Below are 18,289 nucleotides of genomic sequence, written 5' to 3'. Positions count from 1 at the left end.
GCCGATTGAACATCGACCGCTTCGCCTCGGTTCCCGGGCCGGGCCATCACGACATGCGGATGCGGACGATGTGAGAAGAGGAGATGGCAGCATCGCGGCCGACTGAAGTGTGTCGAAGAAGTAACGTTCGTTGAAGGAACTTCGCAATTGCGAGAACGTTCCCTCGTCTGGCATGCCGGTGCCGAGACACGGCGGGGGTTTTACTTCCATGATCACAGAGGAGATGACGAGATGCGCATCGCGCAGGTAGCTCCGTTGACTGAGGCTGTTCCACCCAAGCTGTATGGCGGCACCGAGCGGGTGGTGCACTGGTTGACGGAGGAGTTGGTTGCCCTTGGACACGATGTCACGCTGTTCGCCAGCGGTGACTCGCAGACGTCGGCGAAGCTGGACGCACTTTGGCCGCGGGCGCTTCGCCTCGACGGTTCCGTGCGTGATCCCAACGCGCTGCATATGGTGCTCCTGGAGCGCGTGCGGCAGAAATGTGACGACGAGGAGTTCGACTTCCTCCATTTCCATCTCGATTACTATCCGTGGTCCCTGTTCCACCGGCAGCCGACCCCGTTCGTGACCACGCTGCACGGCCGGCTCGACCTGCCGGAACATCAGCCCGTGTTCAACACCTTCTCGAAAATGCCGGTGATCTCGATCTCGAACGCGCAGCGCAGGCCCGTGCCGCAGGCGAACTGGGTGACGACGATCCACCATGGCCTGCCGGAGAACTTGCTGACACCGAAGCCGGCGAAGCAGGAATATCTCGCCGTGCTCGGCCGCATCGCGCCAGAGAAGGGCGTTGACCGCGCCATCAAGATCGCGATGCATTGCGGCATCCCGCTGAAGATCGCGGCCAAGGTCGATCGCGCCGACCAGGACTATTACGACGAGCTGATCAGGCCGATGATCCAGAACAATCCGCTGGTCGACTTCATCGGCGAGATCGGCGACGACGAGAAATCGGACTTCCTCAGCGGCGCGCTCGGCCTCCTGCTGCCGATCGACTGGCCGGAGCCGTTCGGCCTCGTGATGATCGAAGCGATGGCCTGCGGCACTCCGGTCGTCGCCTTCAACCGCGGCTCGGTGCCCGAGATCATCGATGAGGGCCTCACCGGCTTCGTGGTCGAGGACATCATCAGCGCCGCCGGCGTCGTCAAACGCCTGCCGCAACTCGATCGCGCGGCCATCCGCAAGCAGTTCGAGAAGCGCTTCACGGCGCGGCGGATGGCGCTGGATTATCTCGCGGCCTATCGCAGCCTGACGGAAGCGCAGGCGCCGCGGATCAAGCTGGTGAGCAGCGCGGAGTAAGGGCCGCTTTCACCTCACGACACACTGTCATGCCCCGGCTTGACCGGGGCATCCAGTACTCCGCGGCTTCTCGGCTCAAGCACTGCGGTCTCTGGAATACTGGATCGCCCGGTCAAGCCGGGCGATGACAGCGAGAGTGCGGAGGGCGATGCCAGCGAGAACGTGGCGGCGGCGTCGCCCTAACTCACCACCGCCCGCTTCGGCTCGACGATCTCGAACATGCGCGGGAATTCGTCCATCAGGCCCATCAGCTCGGCAAGCCGCATCGGGTTGCCCGCGAGCTTGATCTTGCCGGCGGCGACCGCTTCCGGAAAGCTCGTCAGTTTCGCGATGACCTCATCGAGCGTTGCGCGCGCGAGCGTGAAGCTCGCGTCCGCATTTTCCGCCTGCACGCCTTCGGTATAGGTCAGCGCAGAGTTTTCCAGGTTGAGCGCAAAGATCTCGCCGGTATCGGAAAAGCTCCAATTCAGCACGATGTGCTTGCCCTCGGCCTTGGGGCCGTTGAGCCGAATGCCGAGCACGTCCCAGAGCTGCTCGGTGCGTAGCGCGGCCAGCGTCTCGCGCGGCATCGGCGGACGCGGCGGGGTCTTGGGCATGCCCTGACGCAGTTCCTGCGCGCCGAACAGATAGGCGTTGCGCCAGGTCGAGCTCTCGGCGGCATAACCGAGCTGCTCGAGCGTATCCGCGAGCAACAGACGCGCCGCTGCATTCTCCGGCTCCGCGAAGACGAGATGGCCGAGCGCCTGCGCGACAAAGCGAAACTCGCCTTTGTCGAAGTCCTTGCGTGCGCGCGCGAGGATGGCCTCGGCGCCGCCCATGTACTCGACATACTTCTTGCCGGATTCTACCGGCGGCAGCGGATCGAGATTGACCGGGTTGGCATCGTACCAGCCGAGATACTTCTGGTAGATCGCCTTCACGTTATGCCGGATATGGCCGTAATAGCCGCGGCCATGCCAGGCACCCTCCAGGCTCTTCGGCAACTGGATCGTCTCGGCGATCTCGGCTGCGGTAAGGCCGTGGTTCATCAGGCGGATGGTCTGGTCATGCGCGAACTTGTAGAGATCGCGCTGCTGCCGGATCATCGTGCCGATCCGCTCGCGGCCCCACACCGGCCAGTGATGCTGGCCGCACATCGCCTCCGCCTTGCCGTCCCAGAGCCGCAAGGCCTCGTTGAGGTACTTCGACCACGCCAGCGCATCGCGCACGTCGGCGCCGCGGAACGGCAGCAGATTGTGGAAATTGTGCGTACAGTTCTCGGCGAGGTTCAGCAGTCTGTAGCGCGGGATGAAGAAGTGCATCTCCGCCGGCGCTTCGCTGTTCGGCGCCATCTGGAATTCGAATTCGACGCCGTCGATCACCCGCCTGTCGCCGGTTGCCATGATCAGGTCGGTCGGACGCAGCAGTGCCACGGCGCCCGCCGCCATCGACTTGCCGAGCCCGTTGTCGACCTGCCCCCGCACACATTTGGCGAGGAACGGCCCGAACTGGTATTGTGCCCGCCGCAGCATCGCCGGTCCCGCGATGATGTTCTCGGAGACGGCATGCTCCATGAACAGGTTCGGCGCGATGATCGGCACGCGCCCGGTCGTCAGCGCATCCTCCTCCAGCACGCCGCGCGCGCCGCCCCAATGGTCGGTATGGGTGTGGGTGAAAATGACGGCGGCGACCGGCTTCTGGCCACGATGCCTGTAATAGAGATCGAGCGCGGCACGTGCGCCCTCGATCGACGTCAGCGTGTCCACGACGATGACACCGCTGTCGCCCTCGATCAGCGTCATGTTGGCGATGTCGAGCCCGCGCACCTGGTAGACCCCGGGCACCACCTCGAACAGGCCGTGATGCATGTTGAGCCGCGCCTGTCGCCACAAGCTCGGATTGACGGTCGGCGGCGCCTGCTCGGACGACAGGAAGCCGTAGGGCTTCAGGCTCCAGACCGTCCGCCCCTGCGGGTTGGTGATCTCCGCGTTCTCGATCGTGCCGAGGAAGCCGCGCGCGGCATCGTCGAAATCCCGCGTGTCGGAAAACGGCAGCGCATTCAGCATCGCATCATGCTGCGCGGTGACGGAGGGTGTTGCGTCCTTCGGCTCGCTGCTGGTCATTCTTGTTTCCTCCCGGCCTGTGCGAGCATCTAACCGCATCTCGCGGGTGATTGCTATCGGAGGAGACTGCCGAAATCGAGCGAGATGCCTCTTCCCTTCTCCCCTTGTGGGAGAAGGTGGCGCAAAGCGCCGGATGAGGGGTATATCTCCGCCCGCAAGACTGTTTGTGCGGAGAGAAACCCCTCACCCGCCTCGCCGCTGCGCGGCGAGCCACCCTCTCCCACAAGGGGAGAGGGTGCACCGTCCACGTGGCTTACGCAGCGAGCTCTTCCGCCAAGATCTGGCCCGATGCGGTCGCATCCGCCATCCGCAAATCCCGCGCCAGCACATAGCCGCCGCGTTCCTGCTTGGCCCGATAGAGCGCCTTGTCGGAGCGCGACAGCAGCGCTTCCGCGGTGCGCCCGTCGTCCGGCGCGACGGCAACGCCGACGCTGACGCCGAGCTCGATCATTTGTCCGTCGATATCGTAGGGCATGCTGATCGACTGCACGATGCGCTGCGCCATCGCTTCCGCATCAGCCGCCACACGCTGCACCAGGACGAACTCGTCGCCGCCCATCCGGACCACGAGGTCATCCTGCGCGGCGAGCGCCTTGAGCCGCCCGGCGACCTGCTTCAGCAGTGCGTCACCGACGGGATGCCCGAACCGGTCGTTCGCCTCCTTGAAGCGGTCGAGATCGAGCGTATGGACGGCAATCATCCCGGCCGCCAGCATCTGCGGCAGGTCCGTGGCCAGCACCGAACGATTGGACGCGCCGGTCATCGGGTCCAGGCGCGAGAGCTGCTCGAACTGCCGCTTGAGCGTGATCTGGTTGATCGAGGCATTGAAGCTCAGCCGCACCATCTCGAAACTGGCGGCCACATACATCAGGATGAGGAGCCCGAGCCCGACATGGCGGAGATCCGGCTGCATGAAGGTCACGATCGCAGCAGGCGCTGCGATTGCGACGAGATCGAGCAGCGCCGCGACGGGACGCAGCGCCAGCCGCGCCACCACGCCGGCGCCAAAGCCGAAGCCGATGCCAATCGCCATCACGGAACAGAGCGCATCACCCAGCACGATGCTGCGCGCGGCAAAAACGCCGAGCACCAATGCCGTCACCACGGTGCCGGCAATGTAACGCCGCTCCCAGATCACGGCCTCGGCCCGAGCAAGCTGCGTCGGCTGCGCGAGGCGGCGACGGAATGCGACAATTTCGAACAGGCGGACGATGGCGACGACGACACCGGCGACCGTCAGCGCCGCCGTCACCATATCGCCGGTCTCGTAGGTCGTGATGGCGCCGACCATCGCGAGGCAGGCGGCCGCAAGAATGTTGGGCATCGTCGTGCCGTGCAGGCCCGTGATGACTTCCAGATAGACGGCGTCGGAAATCGACGCTCGTCCGGATTCCATTCTGTTGAAGAACATGCCAGCCCCATCCACTGGCATGGTTCTACCGCAGACCCGTAAAAATGGGTTCCCAGCGCAGCGATGGCATTTGAGCGCGCGGGTTTACCGCGCGTTAGCCATGTCCCGGTCGTGCATAGGCTAATGCATCCCCAGCACCCGCGGCAGCCACAGCGTCAGATCGGGCCAGTAGGTCACGATGACGAGGAAGCCGAGCATGGTGATGAGCCACGGCAACACGGCGACCGCGAGCTCGGTTATTCGCATGCGCGCTATCATCGAGGCGACATAGAGATTTAACCCGACAGGCGGATGGCAGAGGCCGACCTCCATGTTGACGTCCATCACGATGCCGAAATGCACGAGGTCGATGCCGAGCTTCTTGGCCGCCGGCGCCAGGATCGGCGCCATGATCAGGATGATCGAGTTCGGCTCCATGAAGTTGCCGGCGAGCAGCAAGAGAATGTTGACGACCAAGAGGAAGCCGACCCAGCCGAGATTCTGCGCCGCGATCCAGTCGGCCAAGGTCGCCGGCAGGTTCTCGTTGGAGAGCACGAAGGAGAACAGCACCGCGTTGGTGACGATGTAGAGCAGCATCGCGCTGGTGTTGGCGGCGCGCAGCAGCACCCGCGGCACGTCCACGATCTTGATCGCCTTGTAGACGAACACCGCGATGACGAAGGAGTAGACCGCAGCCATCGCAGCCGCCTCGGTGGCGGTGAACAGGCCGCTGTAGATGCCGCCGATGATGATGACGACCAGCATCAATCCCCAGATGCTCTCGCGGAAGGTGCGGACGGTCTCGCCCCAGCTCGCCTTCGGCAGGCGTGGATAGTCGCGCTTGCGTGCGAGCCACCAGGTGACGATGCAGAGCATCGTCGTCAGCATGATGCCCGGCAGCAGGCCCGCGACGAACAGCGCGCCGATCGAGGTATTGGTGGAGACCGCATAGACGATCTTCGGTATCGACGGCAGCATCAGGATGCCGAGCGAGCCGGCAACGGTGATGATGCCGGCGCCGAAATGCATGGGATAGCCGTGGCGGACCATCTCCGGCAGCACGATCGCGCCGATCGCGGCAACGGTCGCGACGCTCGAGCCGCACACCAGCGCGAACATCGCGCAGGCGACGATGCCGGCAAGGCCGAGACCGCCGTGCCAGTGGCCGATCAGCGAGGTCGCGAAATTGATCATGCGGCGCGCGACGCCGCCATGGGTGAGGAAATTGCCGGCGAGGATGAAGAACGGGATCGCCATGATCTCGAACCCCTCGATGCCGGTGAAGAGCTTCATCGAGACCGCTTCGATCGGCACCGTGGTCAGCGTGAACAGGAACGTCATCACGGTGAGGCCAAGCGCGATCGAGACCGGGATGCCGGTCAGCATCAGCGCGATCAGCAGCGCGAACACGGTCGCGGCACGCATCCAGTGCGGCAGCACCACCACGCCAAACTTCTCGGCGAGACACATCGCGAAGATCAGGATCGGCGCCATGATCAGGATGACGCCGAGCGGCGACACTTTTCGCGCGGCGGCCCTGGTCGCCGCGCCGGCGGGCTGCGGATGCAGCGCCGGCGAGACGTCGGCCTCCACGCCCTCGACATGGCTCTCGTCGTGATGCGGCAGATGGCCGGTCCAGTAGTAGGACCACGAGACCTGGAGGAAGCGGAAGCACATCAGGCCCGAGCCGAGCGGGATCGCCAGATAGACGAACCACATCGGCGCTTCCAGGTCATTGGACTGCTGGCCGGTCTTGAACATCTCGGAGACGAAGGAGGCGCCGAAGGCGGCGATCATGCCGGTGAAGAGCGCGCCGCAGAGCAGCGAGAACAGGATCACGTGCTTGCGCGAATGCTCGGGCAGGCGGTTGACGAGCAGGTCGACGCCGACATGGATGCCGGTGCGCACGCCATAGGCCGCGCCGAACTTCGCCATCCAGATGAACATGTAGATGCAGAGTTCCTGCGCCCAGGACAGGTCGAGCTCGGACAGGAAGGTGAACACCGCCATCGACAGCGTCGCGAGCCAGCTCATCCCGTGCGCAGCCGCCCATCTGGAGAGGACGATCGATTCGCCTGCGCCGTAACGGTGCACCACGGCGATGAAGATCAAGCCGGTTGCAGCCGCGATGAGCGTCGCGATCAGCCATTCTTCGAGATGGTTGAGCGCCTGGTTGAGCACGCGAAGCAAATCAAAGTCCCCCTATCGATGCGAAACGGCCGGAAGTGCGCACACTCCCGACCGTTCGTATTGTCCTTGCGGAAAACGCGTCAGTTCATCTTGACGTCGAGTTCCTTGGCGACGAGATCGAGCACCTCCTGCCCGACCCGGCCCTTTGCCCATGTATAAGTCGGCCGCATCGCTTCCTGCCACGCCTTGCGGTCGGCGTCAGTCAGATAATGCAGCTTGGTCTTGCCCGCCTTCTTGATCTCGGCCAGCGCGTCCTCGTTCTCCTGGTGCGCGATCTGGTTGGTGTACTCGGTTGCATCCACCATCGCCTTCTCGACCTGGGCGCGGATGTCGGGCGGCAGGCCGGACCAGAATTTCGAGTTGACGATGACCGCATATTGCAGATGCGCGTGATAGGACACGGTGATGTCCTTCTGCACCTCGTAGAACTTCTGCGTCAGGTAGTTCGACGCGGTGTTCTCGCAGCCGTCGACCACGCCGGTTTGCAGCGCCTGATAGACTTCGGAGAACGCCATGATCTGCGGGATCGAACCCATCAGGCGGAAATACTGGTCCGCGATCTTCGATCCGGAGATGCGGAATTTCAGGCCCTTGAAATCCTCAGGCTTCATCAACGCGCGATTCGACGACACCATGTGGAAGCCGTTGTCCCAATAGGCGAGCCCCGTGATGCCCTTGGCCTCGAGCTTCTGGAACAGCCACTTGCCGATCGTGCCCTTCATCGCGTTGGAATAGGTCTCGTCGTCCTTGAACAGCCAGGGCAGGTCTAGCGCCTCGAATTCCTTGATACCGAGCGGCGCGAATTTCGCGGTCGAGGGCGCCAGCATCTGCACCGAACCGAGCTGAAGCGCCTCGATCTCCTCCTTGTCCTTGTAGAGCGAGGAGTTCGGATAGACTTCGATCTTGACCTTGCCGTCGGTGTACTTCTCGGCGAGTTCCTTGAACTTCAGCGCGCCCTTGCCCTTCGGGGTGTCGTTGGCGACGACGTGGCTGAACTTGATGACAACAGGGCTCTGGGCCTGTGCCACGGCTGGGGCCACGAGAATAGCTGCGGCGGCGACCGCAAGAAGCAGCTTGCGCATGAAGTAACCTCCCAACAACCTCTAAAACCGGGTTCTTTTTGTTTTGCAGCCCGGTTTGCAGCCCAGTAGTGGCAGCAATCCACCACCCGAACAACTAGACCTAAGCCCAATTTGCCGCAGGCAAGCTAGCTTGATGGCTGTTGTCCGCGCAACCCGGGACCCGCTTCCAGTCCCGGGTTGCGAACGGTTTATGTCGCATTGCGGCAGTGCGATCAGCCCTTGCGCTGGGCGACCATGAACAGACGCCGGAACGGAAACAGCGTCTGCCCCGCGGCATTCTTCGGATAGGCCTTCGCCACCCGCTCGCCATAGGCGGCCTCGAACGCGGCCTTCTCGTCGCCCTGCAGGATGTCGAGATAGCGCGTCAACCAGGTCCCCTTGGTCCATTCCTTCACGGGGTTCTCGCCTTCGAGCACCTGCAGATACTCGGTCTCCCAGATGTCGACGTTCTGGGAAAGCGGCGCGAGCAAATCATGATAGAACGCCGGCCCTTCGACCGGCGGCGGGGTGACGAGATGCTCGACCTTTGACCGCCACGGACCGTTCAGCGCCGTCTCGCCAATCAGCACATGCGATGGCGCGAGGAAGTTGCGCGGCATCTGCACCGCAAGCATGCCGCCGGGCGTCACCTTCTCCATGACTGACGGAAACAGCACCGCATGATCGGGCAGCCAGTGCAGTGCGGCATTGGAATAGATCAAATCGTATTGCCTCGCGGGGCGCCAATGGCCGAGATCCTCGTGCGACCATTCCACATCCGGCGCCGCCTTGCGGCCTGCGGCCACCATCTCGGCCGAGCCCTCGACACCGGTCACGGTCGCGTCCGGCCAGCGTTCCTTGATCAATTTTGTCACGTTGCCGGCCCCTGCCCCGAGATCGGCGATCGCGCGCGGGGCGAAATCCGGAATCCGCATCAACAGGTCGACGGCGGGCCGAAGCCGATGGCCGGAGAATTTCAGGTATTGCTGCGGATCCCAGACCATTGCTCAACGCCTTTTCTTTTTCGTGTTTCCTTCGTCGAGGCTCTTGGTTACCACTGCTCGTCCCGCTCAGGCAATTCGCGAAGCCGGCGGGACGGGCAGGAAACGAACGACAAGAAGCAAAAAGCAAACAAGAGAGCGTGTGACCATGGACCTCGGGCTCAAATCGAAAACCGCAGTCGTGACAGGAGCCAGCATCGGCATCGGCCGCGCCATCGCCAAGGGTCTGGCTGCCGAAGGCGTCCGCGTCGTCGGCGTGGCGCGGCGCACTGATCTCCTTGCCGAGCTGGTGAAGGAAGTCGGCTCCGGCCTGATCACGCCGTTCGAGCAGGACGTGATGGCCAAGGACGCCGCGGAGAACATCGCGGCCTTTGCGCTCAAAGAGCTCGGCCATGTCGACATCCTCATCAACAATGCCGGCGGCAGCCGCCCCCTTCCCGTCGATGCGCCCGACAGCAAATGGGACGAGGCGATCGCGCTGAACTTCACCAGTTACCGCCGCATCGCGCATGCGCTGCTGCCGCAGATGATCGAACGCAAATGGGGCCGCATCGTCAACATCACCGGCAAGTCCGAGCCGGAGGGCCTCAACGCCGCCTTCGCAGCAAAGGCCGCCGTGCACGCCTGGGCCAAGGGCCTGTCGCGCGAGATCGGCGAGCACGGCATTACCATCAACTGCATCCCGCCCGGCCGCATCATGAGCGAGCAGATCCGCCGCAACTATCCGCCGGATTATCGCGAGCGCTTTGCCGAGGAAGAGATCCCGGTCGGCTATTGGGGCGAACCGGAGGACCTCGCGGCGCTCGCGGTGTTTCTGGCCTCGCCGGTGGCGCGGTACATCACCGGGACGGTGATCCCGGTGGATGGGGGGCTGCGGCGGTATCAGTTCTGAGGGCTTGCCCTGGCTTCGCATACAGTGTGCCCCGCCGCTCCGCCCCTGCGGGAATAGCGCGCGACGAACCCCATCGACAGCAACCAGAGAGGTCTCGATGATTGAGAGATACTCAGACCACGCGGCAAACGAGCGGACTTTTCTCGCCTGGGTCAGGACGGGCATCGCGATCATCGCGTTTGGCTTTGTCGTCGAGAAATTCAACCTCTTCGTCCGAACTATCGCTGAAGCCAACAGGACGGAGATCGGGTCCCGACTGCAATTCGATCGCTTCACGGGAGCGTTCAGTCACTATGACGGCCTCGCGCTGATCGCGATCGGGATCGCAATCATCGTGATTTCGCTCTTTCGCTTCATCAGGACTGGCCGAATGATTGACGATGCACAATCTCATTCCGCCGGCGGCATCAAGACAGAACTGGTGCTCGCCGTTGTGCTGGGCCTGATCGTTACAGCGATGACCGTCTATTTTGCGCTCTGACTTTGGACCTAGCGGTGGCGCCGGCTTCCATCGACAACGTCTGGAGATCGCTTTGCATCACCATACGGGTCTGGGCATCGAGAGCGCCGAACGGCTCGTCCATCAGGATCACATCGGGGCCGACCTCGGTGTTGACTGACGTGATGTTGCGGCCGCGATGATGGACCGCATGTCTATACATATTCCAAGCCGCCGAAATGAGCAGGCCGAGGCCAATGGTGAGAATTTGGGCTTCGCGGGTTGAATGAAAGGCAGGGCCGGCTGCGGCATCGCCGCGGCGGCGCGTTGGGGTTGCGGCGTTCGCCGCACACTCGTCCACATCTACTGGCGTCGCCGCCGTCAATGACGCAGAGGCGGTCCCTTTAAGAAACACGCTCGGAAGGTCGGCGGCCGGGCTCTCTGGTCATGCATCAGTCGACGTGACTGCATTTCCTGCCGTCGACAACGCGCGTGGATGAGAGGCAAGCCGGATGATGTGCGGCGAGGCTGCTCCGCTATAGAGACTGTCGAGAATGGCGGAACGGTTCTTCAGGACCCCGCGCTGATTGATGTAGCCCTTGTCCGTTGTCTCGCCTGCCGCGAGCGACAGCGGCTGGATCTGGATGGCAACGGCCGATATCCGCGCGTTGGTCGCTGCCGCCAGGTTATGCTCGGTCAAGACCCGATGGACGTATGCGCGAACGCCGGAATCCAATGAAAGGGTGTCACCGGAATCCGCGCCTGCTGCGCCGTTAGCATGTCGCCTTGCACGGTCCGGATTGAGCCATACCAGCGCGACGAGAGAATCGCGGCCCTCGCCTCCGATCACCAGATCCTGCAGCACGCCGCCCATCCGGTTCAGGATGGCGGCACGCAGCTCGCCGACGAGCACCCACGTGCCTGTCATCATTTTGAAATTCTCCGAGAGACGCCCGGAAAACCTCAGGCCGCGGCAGAGATCGGCGGGATCGATGAACGAGACCGCGTCGCCTACCCGATAGAAGCCCTCTTCGTCGAATGCTGCCGCGGACAATTCGGGTAATCCGAGATAACCGGGCATGACGTTCGGGCCACGGACCCGCGCCTCGTAACCGTCCATCGCCGGAACCAGCTTGAGTTCGATGCCGGGTGCCGGCAAGCCGATCTCTCCCGGCGCTTCGCACGGTCGATAAGACACGCAGATGGTCGGCCCGGCTTCCGTGGCACCGTATCCGGCCAAAATCGGAACTCGCTCGCCGCGGACTTCGATTGCATATTCCTGAAGCGTTGCCATTACGGACGCCGGGATCGCCGCGCCCCCAAAAATCATTCTGTCGATGCGATGGAAGAACTTCCGTCTCAGGTCTGGATCCTCGCCGAGCGCGGCGCATAACAACGCGTAACCGGTTGGGACATTGAATGAGGCCGTCGGAGAAACGTCGTGCAGATTGGCGATTGTTCGATGAAACGCTTCGGGCGTCGGTCGGCCATCGTCGATATAGAGAGAGCCGCCGTTCTTCAGAATCCCATTCAGTATGACGTTGCAGCCCATGGTATGATGCCAGGGCAGCCATTCGATCTGAACCAGGGGCTGCGAGACCGGCGTGACCTGAGCGGCCATCTGCAGCACGCTCGACATCATGCGATGGGTATTGATCACTCCCTTGGGAGAGCCGGTCGATCCCGACGTGAACAGGATTCTGCCGACGGTCTCCGGTCCGAGTGCTGCGAACGCCGCCTCAAACGCGTGACCCGGTGTCGCGGCGGATAGCTCCGACAGCGGCGTGGTATCCGCCGCCTCTTCCGCCGTTATCCATTCGGCCTGCGCAAAGCCGGGGATGGCACGGGCTTGCACGAAGGGATCCGCCTTCTGGGCAAACACAAACTTCGGCGTGAGGACCTTCGCGATGTCTTCGATGCGGCTGAGGCCACCTGGCAGAAGACTGTAGCTTGGCGAGATCGGCGCAACCTGCAGACCGATCGACATCGCGGCGAACTGGATCACCGCATTCTCGATCGAATTGCCGGACAGGATGGCCAGCGTATCGCCCGCTGCGCCACCCCGATCAATCAGCGCCTGCCCGACCGAGCGCACTCGAGACCAGAATTCGCCATAGCTGATCGACTGCCATGCATTGTCGCGGGTTCGTTGCGCGAGAAAGACGCGGTCCGGCGTTTCCTGAGCCCAGTGGGGAAGGTATGCGCAAATCGTCCCGCTCACTCCAGCGAGCATAATCCGCGATCGCAATATCAGGGTGCCGTCATCCCTTCTCGTGACCTCGATGTCGGTCGGTGGTGAAGGCATAGAACAATATGGCGTGGAAGCAGGATGGTCGGAAGCAGGATGGTCGAGAGCAGGCTGCACAGGCGTTCTCCTTTCGATATCCGCGAAGGCCCGGCTGAGGCGGCGGCGATCGACGCAAACGATCTGTAGTCCTCACGCGCAATGAGGCTCCTGCAGAACGTCGGGAGGGCAATATCTCGATGCTACGTTGCGTGAGAATTTCATCTTCGCGAGGATCGCGTTGCATTTGCAATGTCGCTGATCCGGCGCCACGGACACCAGTGAGGGTTCCAATGGGGGATTCACGGGTGCCGAGAGTTCGCGCAAGACGTCCGCCCGTGAGTTCACGCGCGATGCCCGGAAGCAGCCCCGCTGCTAAACGCGCTCGTCGGCTATGGACCAGTTGCCAGAGGCTGCGACCTATTCATGCAGCAGCGATTGCCAGTCCGGAGGCACCGCGCCGTCCGGCCCGGGCACCGGCTGGTCCAACGGATGCGCGTGCGGGCCTTGCAGCTTCGGGCCCGCGAAGGGCTGTCCCGTGCGATAGTCGTAAAACCACCGTTCGCCCGGCTCGAAGCTCGTGATGATCGGGTGACCCGTCGCCGCGTTATGCTTCGTTGCATGCTGATTGGGTGACGTATCACAGCAGCCGATGTGACCGCATTCGACACATCTGCGAAGATGAAACCACCATCCGCCAGCAGCCGAGCATTCCACGCAACCCGTTCCGCTTGGCTTGGCCGCGAGGTTGATGCCATCCCTGTCAGACTTCATCGATCCACTCACTGAAAGTGATTGCGGTCATCGCAAATCTTCGCCGCCATCGCATTTTGCCAGTGTTTCGCCCGACGGGTCAACCTCGCGACATCAGGGAGCATCTCGCGGGAGAATTGGAGAGGCGTTCACACAAAGTTGCGGCGGCGATGCACAGGCGTGACGCGAGGCATCGTTTCGGCGACGAAAAATCGGCGTATTCCAATCCCCAACAATCATTGCCCCGCTGCGGCCGCACCACAGACAGCGGAGGGACGAAACGTTCTGCCGATAGAAGCACCACAGGCCTTGGCTTTGCCAGTTCGTCACGGGAGACGTGCAACATGAACAAATGGGATCAAGAATCTCGAGGGCATCACGCCTGCCCCACCTGCTACGGCCCGCCCTCGTCGCGCCGCGGCTTCCTCGCTGGCGTCGGTGCGCTTGGCCTTGCCTCGGCCATCCCCGCCGTTGCGGTGCACGGACAGACCAGGCCCGTGCTGATCGATACCCATCTTCATTTCTATCCGCCTGAGTATCAAAAGCTTTGGCTTGGCTACGAAGACGCACGCAAGCAGCCGCACTTTCCCGGCCAGGTGGCCTGGACCCGCGAGAAGCTCGTCGAGGACATGGACCGCAATGGCATACGCACAGGCATCCTGTCGGTCGCCTCCACGCCCGGCGTGTGGTTCGACCTCGGGCCGGCGGAAGCCGGCCGGCTTGCGCGTGCCTGCAACGAGTACGCGGCGGACATGATGCGCGACCATCCGGGCCGTTTCGGCCTGTTCGCGACCTTGTCGATGCAGGACGTCGATGCCACGCTCAGGGAGATCGAATATGCGTTCGACACGCTGAAGGCGGACGGGATCGGGCTGCAAAGCAGCTACGGCGACAAATGGCTCGGCAATGCCGCCTACAGGCCGGTGTTCGAGGAGCTGAACCGTCGCAAGGCGGTCGTTTATGTGCATCCGCTGGTCGCGAGTTGCTGTAGCGCGCTCAGCGTCGGCACGTTTCCGGCGGTGATCGAAGTCCCGCACGACACCACACGCACCGTGACGAGCCTTCTGCTCAGCGGCGCATTCGCCCGCCATCGCGACATCAAATGGCTGTTCTCGCACGCCGGCGGCACGATTCCGATGATGGCCGGGCGCATCAATTCGTTCTATGGGTCGCGGCCCGACCTGAAGGAGTTTGCGCCGGAAGGAATCGAAGGCGAGCTACGCCGGCTGCACTACGACACCGCGAATGCGACTTTCGCGCCGTCCATGGCCGCGCTGCTCAAGCTCGTGCCCGCCTCCCAGATCACCTATGGCAGCGACTATCCGTATTTCGGCCTTGGCCAGTTCGCGCAGTTGCAGAAGCTTGGCCTCTCGACAGACGATCTCGACGCGATCGGCCATCAGAACGCGACACGTCTCGTTCCCCGGCTGCAGGGTTAGAGGATCATCCCGAAAAGCATGGAGCGGGCTTCGGAGCCCGATCGGCCTGCGAAATCATGCTTCATTGCGCGATCGTTTTGCCGGCGCGGCCCATGACTGCGGCGCCGGAGGCATGGTGCCATAGACGCTGATACGGCCTGCTTCGCAGTGAAGGAATGTTGTGGCGACCGCGTCGGAATACAATCGCGCCGAGGTCGGGCTCAGCCGATCGGCCGACAACAGCGCACCCGTCGCGACCAAGGCGGACGACAATGCGTTGAACAGGCCCTGAGAGGCGATCGGATCGAACGCCATCGCCGCATCGCCCACTGCAATCCAACTTTCGCCCGCAGCCTCCGAGAGGAGGCAAGCAGACGCGTCCACGCTGAGCAGCGCATCTCCAGCCGGTGTGCCGGACCTGCGAATGCGCCAAGTCTGCACACGCCCTCGCGCCCCACGGATGCGGTAAGACCAGGTCGGTCCATCGCTGCTGTATTCGAGCCACGATGCGGAACCGGCCGGCGCGCCATCAGCCGCATCCTCGACCAGTTCTGCGACCATGCGATCCCGGACGACCACGCGCGCGCCCCGGCGCCGCGCAATCGCGGCGGCGCGACCCGTTGCATCGACGACGATCTCCGCAAGGACGAGCTTCGTCCGAGTGCTATCACTCGCGCGACAGATAACGCCGCGATCCGGCGTGACGCCGATTGCGCGCAGCCCGTAAAATGTAACCCCGACGGCGACAGCCTCGTCGCGAAGGCGCTCGTCGAAACGAGCGCGATCGACCACATGCCCGACGCGGCAGGGATGACGCAGAAAGTCCTCGTAGTCCGACGCGCCCGAACGGTGTGTTCGCCGAATCCCGAGACAGGCTCGGGCGATCGCCGGATCGTCAAGCAGATGTTCAAGTCCTACCGCCGCGACAGTGGCGAGCGAGGCCGGGGCAAGGAGCTCAAGCCGCGTCGTCGGTGTGACGCCGGAATCTGCGACAATAACCGTGCGGCCTCTAAGGGCCAGCAGGCGTGCGGCGGTCAGGCCGGCAGGCCCCGCGCCGACCACGAGACAGTCGGTGCGCAGCACGTCCAAGGTCAGATCTCGCCCGGGCGATAGGTCCGCTTCGGCGGGGGAGCCGTCTTGCGTGCACCGCGCCGCTGCGCCAGGCCTGCCGTCGTCTGCGGCAAGAAAAGGCTCTCCATGTCTTCGACCGCGTGGTACTTCGGATCGGCCGTGACATCGATCGGCCCGCTGCTGTCGCGGCGTCCCTGCTCGACGCGCAGATCCTGCACCGGCAGAGATGCAGGCGCGTTCTTCACCGGCAACACCATGCCGAGCTCGGACCATTCCGCAATCATGTTCGACAGGCGGTCATAGTAGTCGTTGCCGCGGATGTCGCGCAACCAGTCGACCCGGTTCATCAGGTGCTTGAACGTCTGCTGCTGCGTCGCCTGGCCGAGAGGCGCGATGGCGGCCGCACGCAGATAGTTTCCGTCTGCCAGAACCTGATCCGGGGCACGCGGTCCCCAGAACGTCGGCATCGACAGGAACGTCGACGGGAAGTAGTCGGCGGCCGAATTACACGAGGTATGATCGGTCTGCCAGGGCACGCCGAGGAAGCGGGTGAGGCAGCCGGCTGCGACACCATCGTGCGGACCATTCGCGCCGGTGCAGACCGCCGGCGTGAGAGTACCCCCGAAGTCCTGCCGCGCTGGTTGCTCGCCGGCCAGGGCCTTCAGCCGATACGCCGATGCCCACATCAGCGGAATCCGCATCACCCATGTCATCTCCATCGCGGGATGGAATGGGCCGCCGAGACAATCGTGCAAGGATGCGCGCTCGAGATGCTTGACCTGGACCTCGGGAGGCAGGGCAGAGAAGTCGTGCGGCTGCGCCGGCTGGTGCGACGGCCCGTCGGCATCGAATGTTCCAGCAGCCCAGCGCTTGAGGTGCGCGTACTGGGTCTTCGTCACGGCAAGCAGCGAATTCGAAGGCTTCGGCGGACCTTCGAAGAATTGGTCGACCGCATCGCCGAACACCTGCGCGATCTGATCTTCGATCAGTGCGCCGCTCGCGCCTGGATCGCGAAACAACGCCAGCACGGCCGCGCGCCACGCCGCATTCGCAGTAGACGCGTCGTTGAGCTTGGCGAGGACTTGCGCATTCTGCGCGTCGAGCGGCGAGCCAAAACCATGAACGACGAAGAGCCCGTGGTTGACCCATTGCAGTCCGGTCAGGCGCTGAAAGATTGGTTGCACGTCGTTGACGAACGAGGTCTTGACCGGTCGTGGAATCCAGCCCTTGTCGTAGAACACCTCCCGCACCACGTCGTCCATCGTTACGAGACCGAACAGCCCCGGCGCGTAATTCGGCGGCGTAACGCAGACGTAGCCGGGCTCCGCATCGATCGGTGCATGCCCCGCAAATGTCACTTGCGCCCGCACCGGCCCGTCGCTGACGTCATCGTGCCAACCTGGATTGTTGGCGAAAGTCAGGGGCCGGGTCCCTTTGCGGAACGGCCGCGAAACTCCATTGCCGCCGAGGAAGATCAGCCGCCCCTCCTCGTCGGTACGAAGCTCGCCGAGATAGACCGGCGAAGCCCAGAACGCGCCATCGTCCAACCTGATCGGGCCAGCCCCCTGCCCCGCGATGCTTCGCGGGGTTGGCGTGATGTCGAGCTTCCACCTGGCGTCCGGCAAAACCAGCTCGCGATTTCGCTGCAACGCGCTCTGGCTCAGCGGGCCGAGGTCCATTGCCTGGTTGAACTCGTACCAGCCGGCCTTGAGGTTTGCGATGCAGACGCGCCACTCGATCTTCGCGGATGCAGCGGTCACCTCCTGCACGCTGCCGTCCTTCATGTGGGCGTAGATGCGGAAGCGCGCGGCTTGCCGCTTGATCTCTCCGTTCGCGGTGCGAAAGTCCTCGACAAGGCGAGCCGGCTGTTCCGGCGTCGTGCCGGGCAAGGTCGACGCACCGCCGATCATCTCGGGGCCGATGACGTAGTCGCCGGCGCCTTGGGCATTGCCAACGCGGGCGACGCCGATGGGCGGATAGACTTTCAACGCTGCAATTGCGTTTGGATCGATCATCGTCTGACCTCGATATCACAAGGGATTGTCCAAAAACGGAGGCGTCGCACGAGACTTGCCGCGAGGCCATCAGCGCGGATGGTCCGGCTCGTCGATCGGCTGTCCGTTCAGGCTGCGCCTCAGGGCGGCGGGCTTCTCGCCGGCCTCGATCCGCCGCCTCTGGAATTTGTCGATGAACGAGGCGCGGATGTCCTCGATCGGCTCGAACTCCGAACGTGGCGACGCGGTGGTCTGCGGAGCAGCTGCCGCGCCGAGCCCACGCGACTGAAAGCGATGCAACATCGGACGTCCTCCGCGCAAATAATTCGCCGCAGAACTTGCTGTGCGGGGGCCTTTCGCGACCGGCTCCGACAACAGGCTATGTCAACCGC

Annotated in this window: 15 protein-coding genes and 1 pseudogene; 4 read left to right on the top strand and 12 right to left on the bottom strand. The window is 63.5% G+C overall.

Going from position 1 to position 18,289, the window contains the following annotated elements; translation table 11 throughout:
* Positions 1-231: 231 nt before the first annotated feature.
* Positions 232-1,302, top strand: coding sequence for a glycosyltransferase family 4 protein (locus tag IVB46_RS33860; RefSeq protein WP_247307743.1), 1,071 nt, complete (start codon positions 232-234; stop codon positions 1,300-1,302).
* Between the two features lie 179 nt (positions 1,303-1,481).
* On the opposite strand, the gene IVB46_RS33855 is transcribed toward IVB46_RS33860, so the two are convergent.
* From IVB46_RS33855 to IVB46_RS33835, 6 genes and pseudogenes are all read right to left on the bottom strand, one after another.
* Entirely contained in the window at positions 1,482-3,404 is a 1,923-nt protein-coding gene (locus tag IVB46_RS33855) for an alkyl sulfatase dimerization domain-containing protein (protein ID WP_247307741.1), read from the bottom strand.
* A 253-nt stretch (positions 3,405-3,657) separates the two neighbouring features.
* Positions 3,658-4,815, bottom strand: coding sequence for a GGDEF domain-containing protein (locus IVB46_RS33850; RefSeq protein WP_247307738.1), 1,158 nt, complete (start codon positions 4,813-4,815; stop codon positions 3,658-3,660).
* Positions 4,816-4,935: 120 nt separating this feature from the next.
* Complete coding sequence (locus tag IVB46_RS45140) at positions 4,936-6,219, bottom strand: TRAP transporter large permease subunit (protein ID WP_321576422.1); 1,284 nt, start codon at positions 6,217-6,219, stop codon at positions 4,936-4,938.
* A 240-nt stretch (positions 6,220-6,459) separates the two neighbouring features.
* Positions 6,460-6,804 (bottom strand): annotated as a pseudogene (locus IVB46_RS45135) (TRAP transporter small permease); the annotation flags it as partial.
* Positions 6,805-7,064: 260 nt separating this feature from the next.
* Entirely contained in the window at positions 7,065-8,066 is a 1,002-nt protein-coding gene (locus IVB46_RS33840) for a DctP family TRAP transporter solute-binding subunit (protein WP_247307735.1), read from the bottom strand.
* Between the two features lie 212 nt (positions 8,067-8,278).
* Positions 8,279-9,049, bottom strand: a complete 771-nt coding sequence (locus IVB46_RS33835; protein WP_247307732.1) for a methyltransferase domain-containing protein — start codon at positions 9,047-9,049, stop codon at positions 8,279-8,281.
* Positions 9,050-9,194: 145 nt separating this feature from the next.
* On the opposite strand from IVB46_RS33835, the gene IVB46_RS33830 reads away from it, so the two are divergent.
* Complete coding sequence (locus tag IVB46_RS33830; protein WP_247309079.1) at positions 9,195-9,938, top strand: SDR family oxidoreductase; 744 nt, start codon at positions 9,195-9,197, stop codon at positions 9,936-9,938.
* 97 nt (positions 9,939-10,035) lie between these two features.
* The gene (locus IVB46_RS33825) at positions 10,036-10,419 is read left to right on the top strand and encodes a DUF202 domain-containing protein (protein WP_028150113.1); all 384 of its coding nucleotides are present in this window, start codon (positions 10,036-10,038) and stop codon (positions 10,417-10,419) included.
* Here the strand turns inward: IVB46_RS33825 and IVB46_RS33820 are convergent.
* From IVB46_RS33820 to IVB46_RS33810, 3 genes are all read right to left on the bottom strand, one after another.
* Positions 10,388-10,762: a hypothetical protein gene (locus IVB46_RS33820; RefSeq protein WP_247307729.1), complete on the bottom strand. Its 375-nt coding sequence runs from the start codon at positions 10,760-10,762 to the stop codon at positions 10,388-10,390. The genes IVB46_RS33825 and IVB46_RS33820 overlap by 32 nt on opposite strands.
* 60 nt (positions 10,763-10,822) lie before the next feature.
* Complete coding sequence (locus IVB46_RS33815) at positions 10,823-12,742, bottom strand: AMP-binding protein (protein ID WP_247307721.1); 1,920 nt, start codon at positions 12,740-12,742, stop codon at positions 10,823-10,825.
* Positions 12,743-13,081: 339 nt separating this feature from the next.
* Complete coding sequence (locus tag IVB46_RS33810; protein WP_166350696.1) at positions 13,082-13,435, bottom strand: UBP-type zinc finger domain-containing protein; 354 nt, start codon at positions 13,433-13,435, stop codon at positions 13,082-13,084.
* Between the two features lie 323 nt (positions 13,436-13,758).
* Between IVB46_RS33810 and IVB46_RS33805 the strand changes: the two genes are divergently transcribed.
* The gene (locus IVB46_RS33805) at positions 13,759-14,853 is read left to right on the top strand and encodes an amidohydrolase family protein (protein WP_247307720.1); all 1,095 of its coding nucleotides are present in this window, start codon (positions 13,759-13,761) and stop codon (positions 14,851-14,853) included.
* Between the two features lie 54 nt (positions 14,854-14,907).
* Here the strand turns inward: IVB46_RS33805 and IVB46_RS33800 are convergent, their stop codons facing one another.
* The 3 genes from IVB46_RS33800 to IVB46_RS33790 form a co-directional block, all read right to left on the bottom strand.
* A complete protein-coding gene (locus IVB46_RS33800) occupies positions 14,908-15,915 on the bottom strand; it encodes an FAD-dependent monooxygenase (protein ID WP_247309078.1) in 1,008 nt (335 codons plus the stop codon).
* A gap of 8 nt (positions 15,916-15,923) precedes the next feature.
* A complete protein-coding gene (locus tag IVB46_RS33795) occupies positions 15,924-17,918 on the bottom strand; it encodes a LodA/GoxA family CTQ-dependent oxidase (protein ID WP_247307717.1) in 1,995 nt (664 codons plus the stop codon).
* A gap of 69 nt (positions 17,919-17,987) precedes the next feature.
* Positions 17,988-18,200 carry a hypothetical protein gene (locus tag IVB46_RS33790; RefSeq protein ID WP_247307703.1) on the bottom strand — a complete coding sequence of 71 codons (213 nt, stop codon included), beginning with the start codon at positions 18,198-18,200 and terminating at the stop codon, positions 17,988-17,990.
* Between the last annotated feature and the right edge of the window lie 89 nt (positions 18,201-18,289).

Source organism: Bradyrhizobium sp. 61 (genome assembly GCF_023073075.1).
Taxonomy (GTDB): domain Bacteria; phylum Pseudomonadota; class Alphaproteobacteria; order Rhizobiales; family Xanthobacteraceae; genus Bradyrhizobium; species Bradyrhizobium barranii.
The sequence above is the reverse complement of the archived record's forward strand: the minus strand, read 5'-3'. Positions and strand labels throughout refer to the sequence as shown.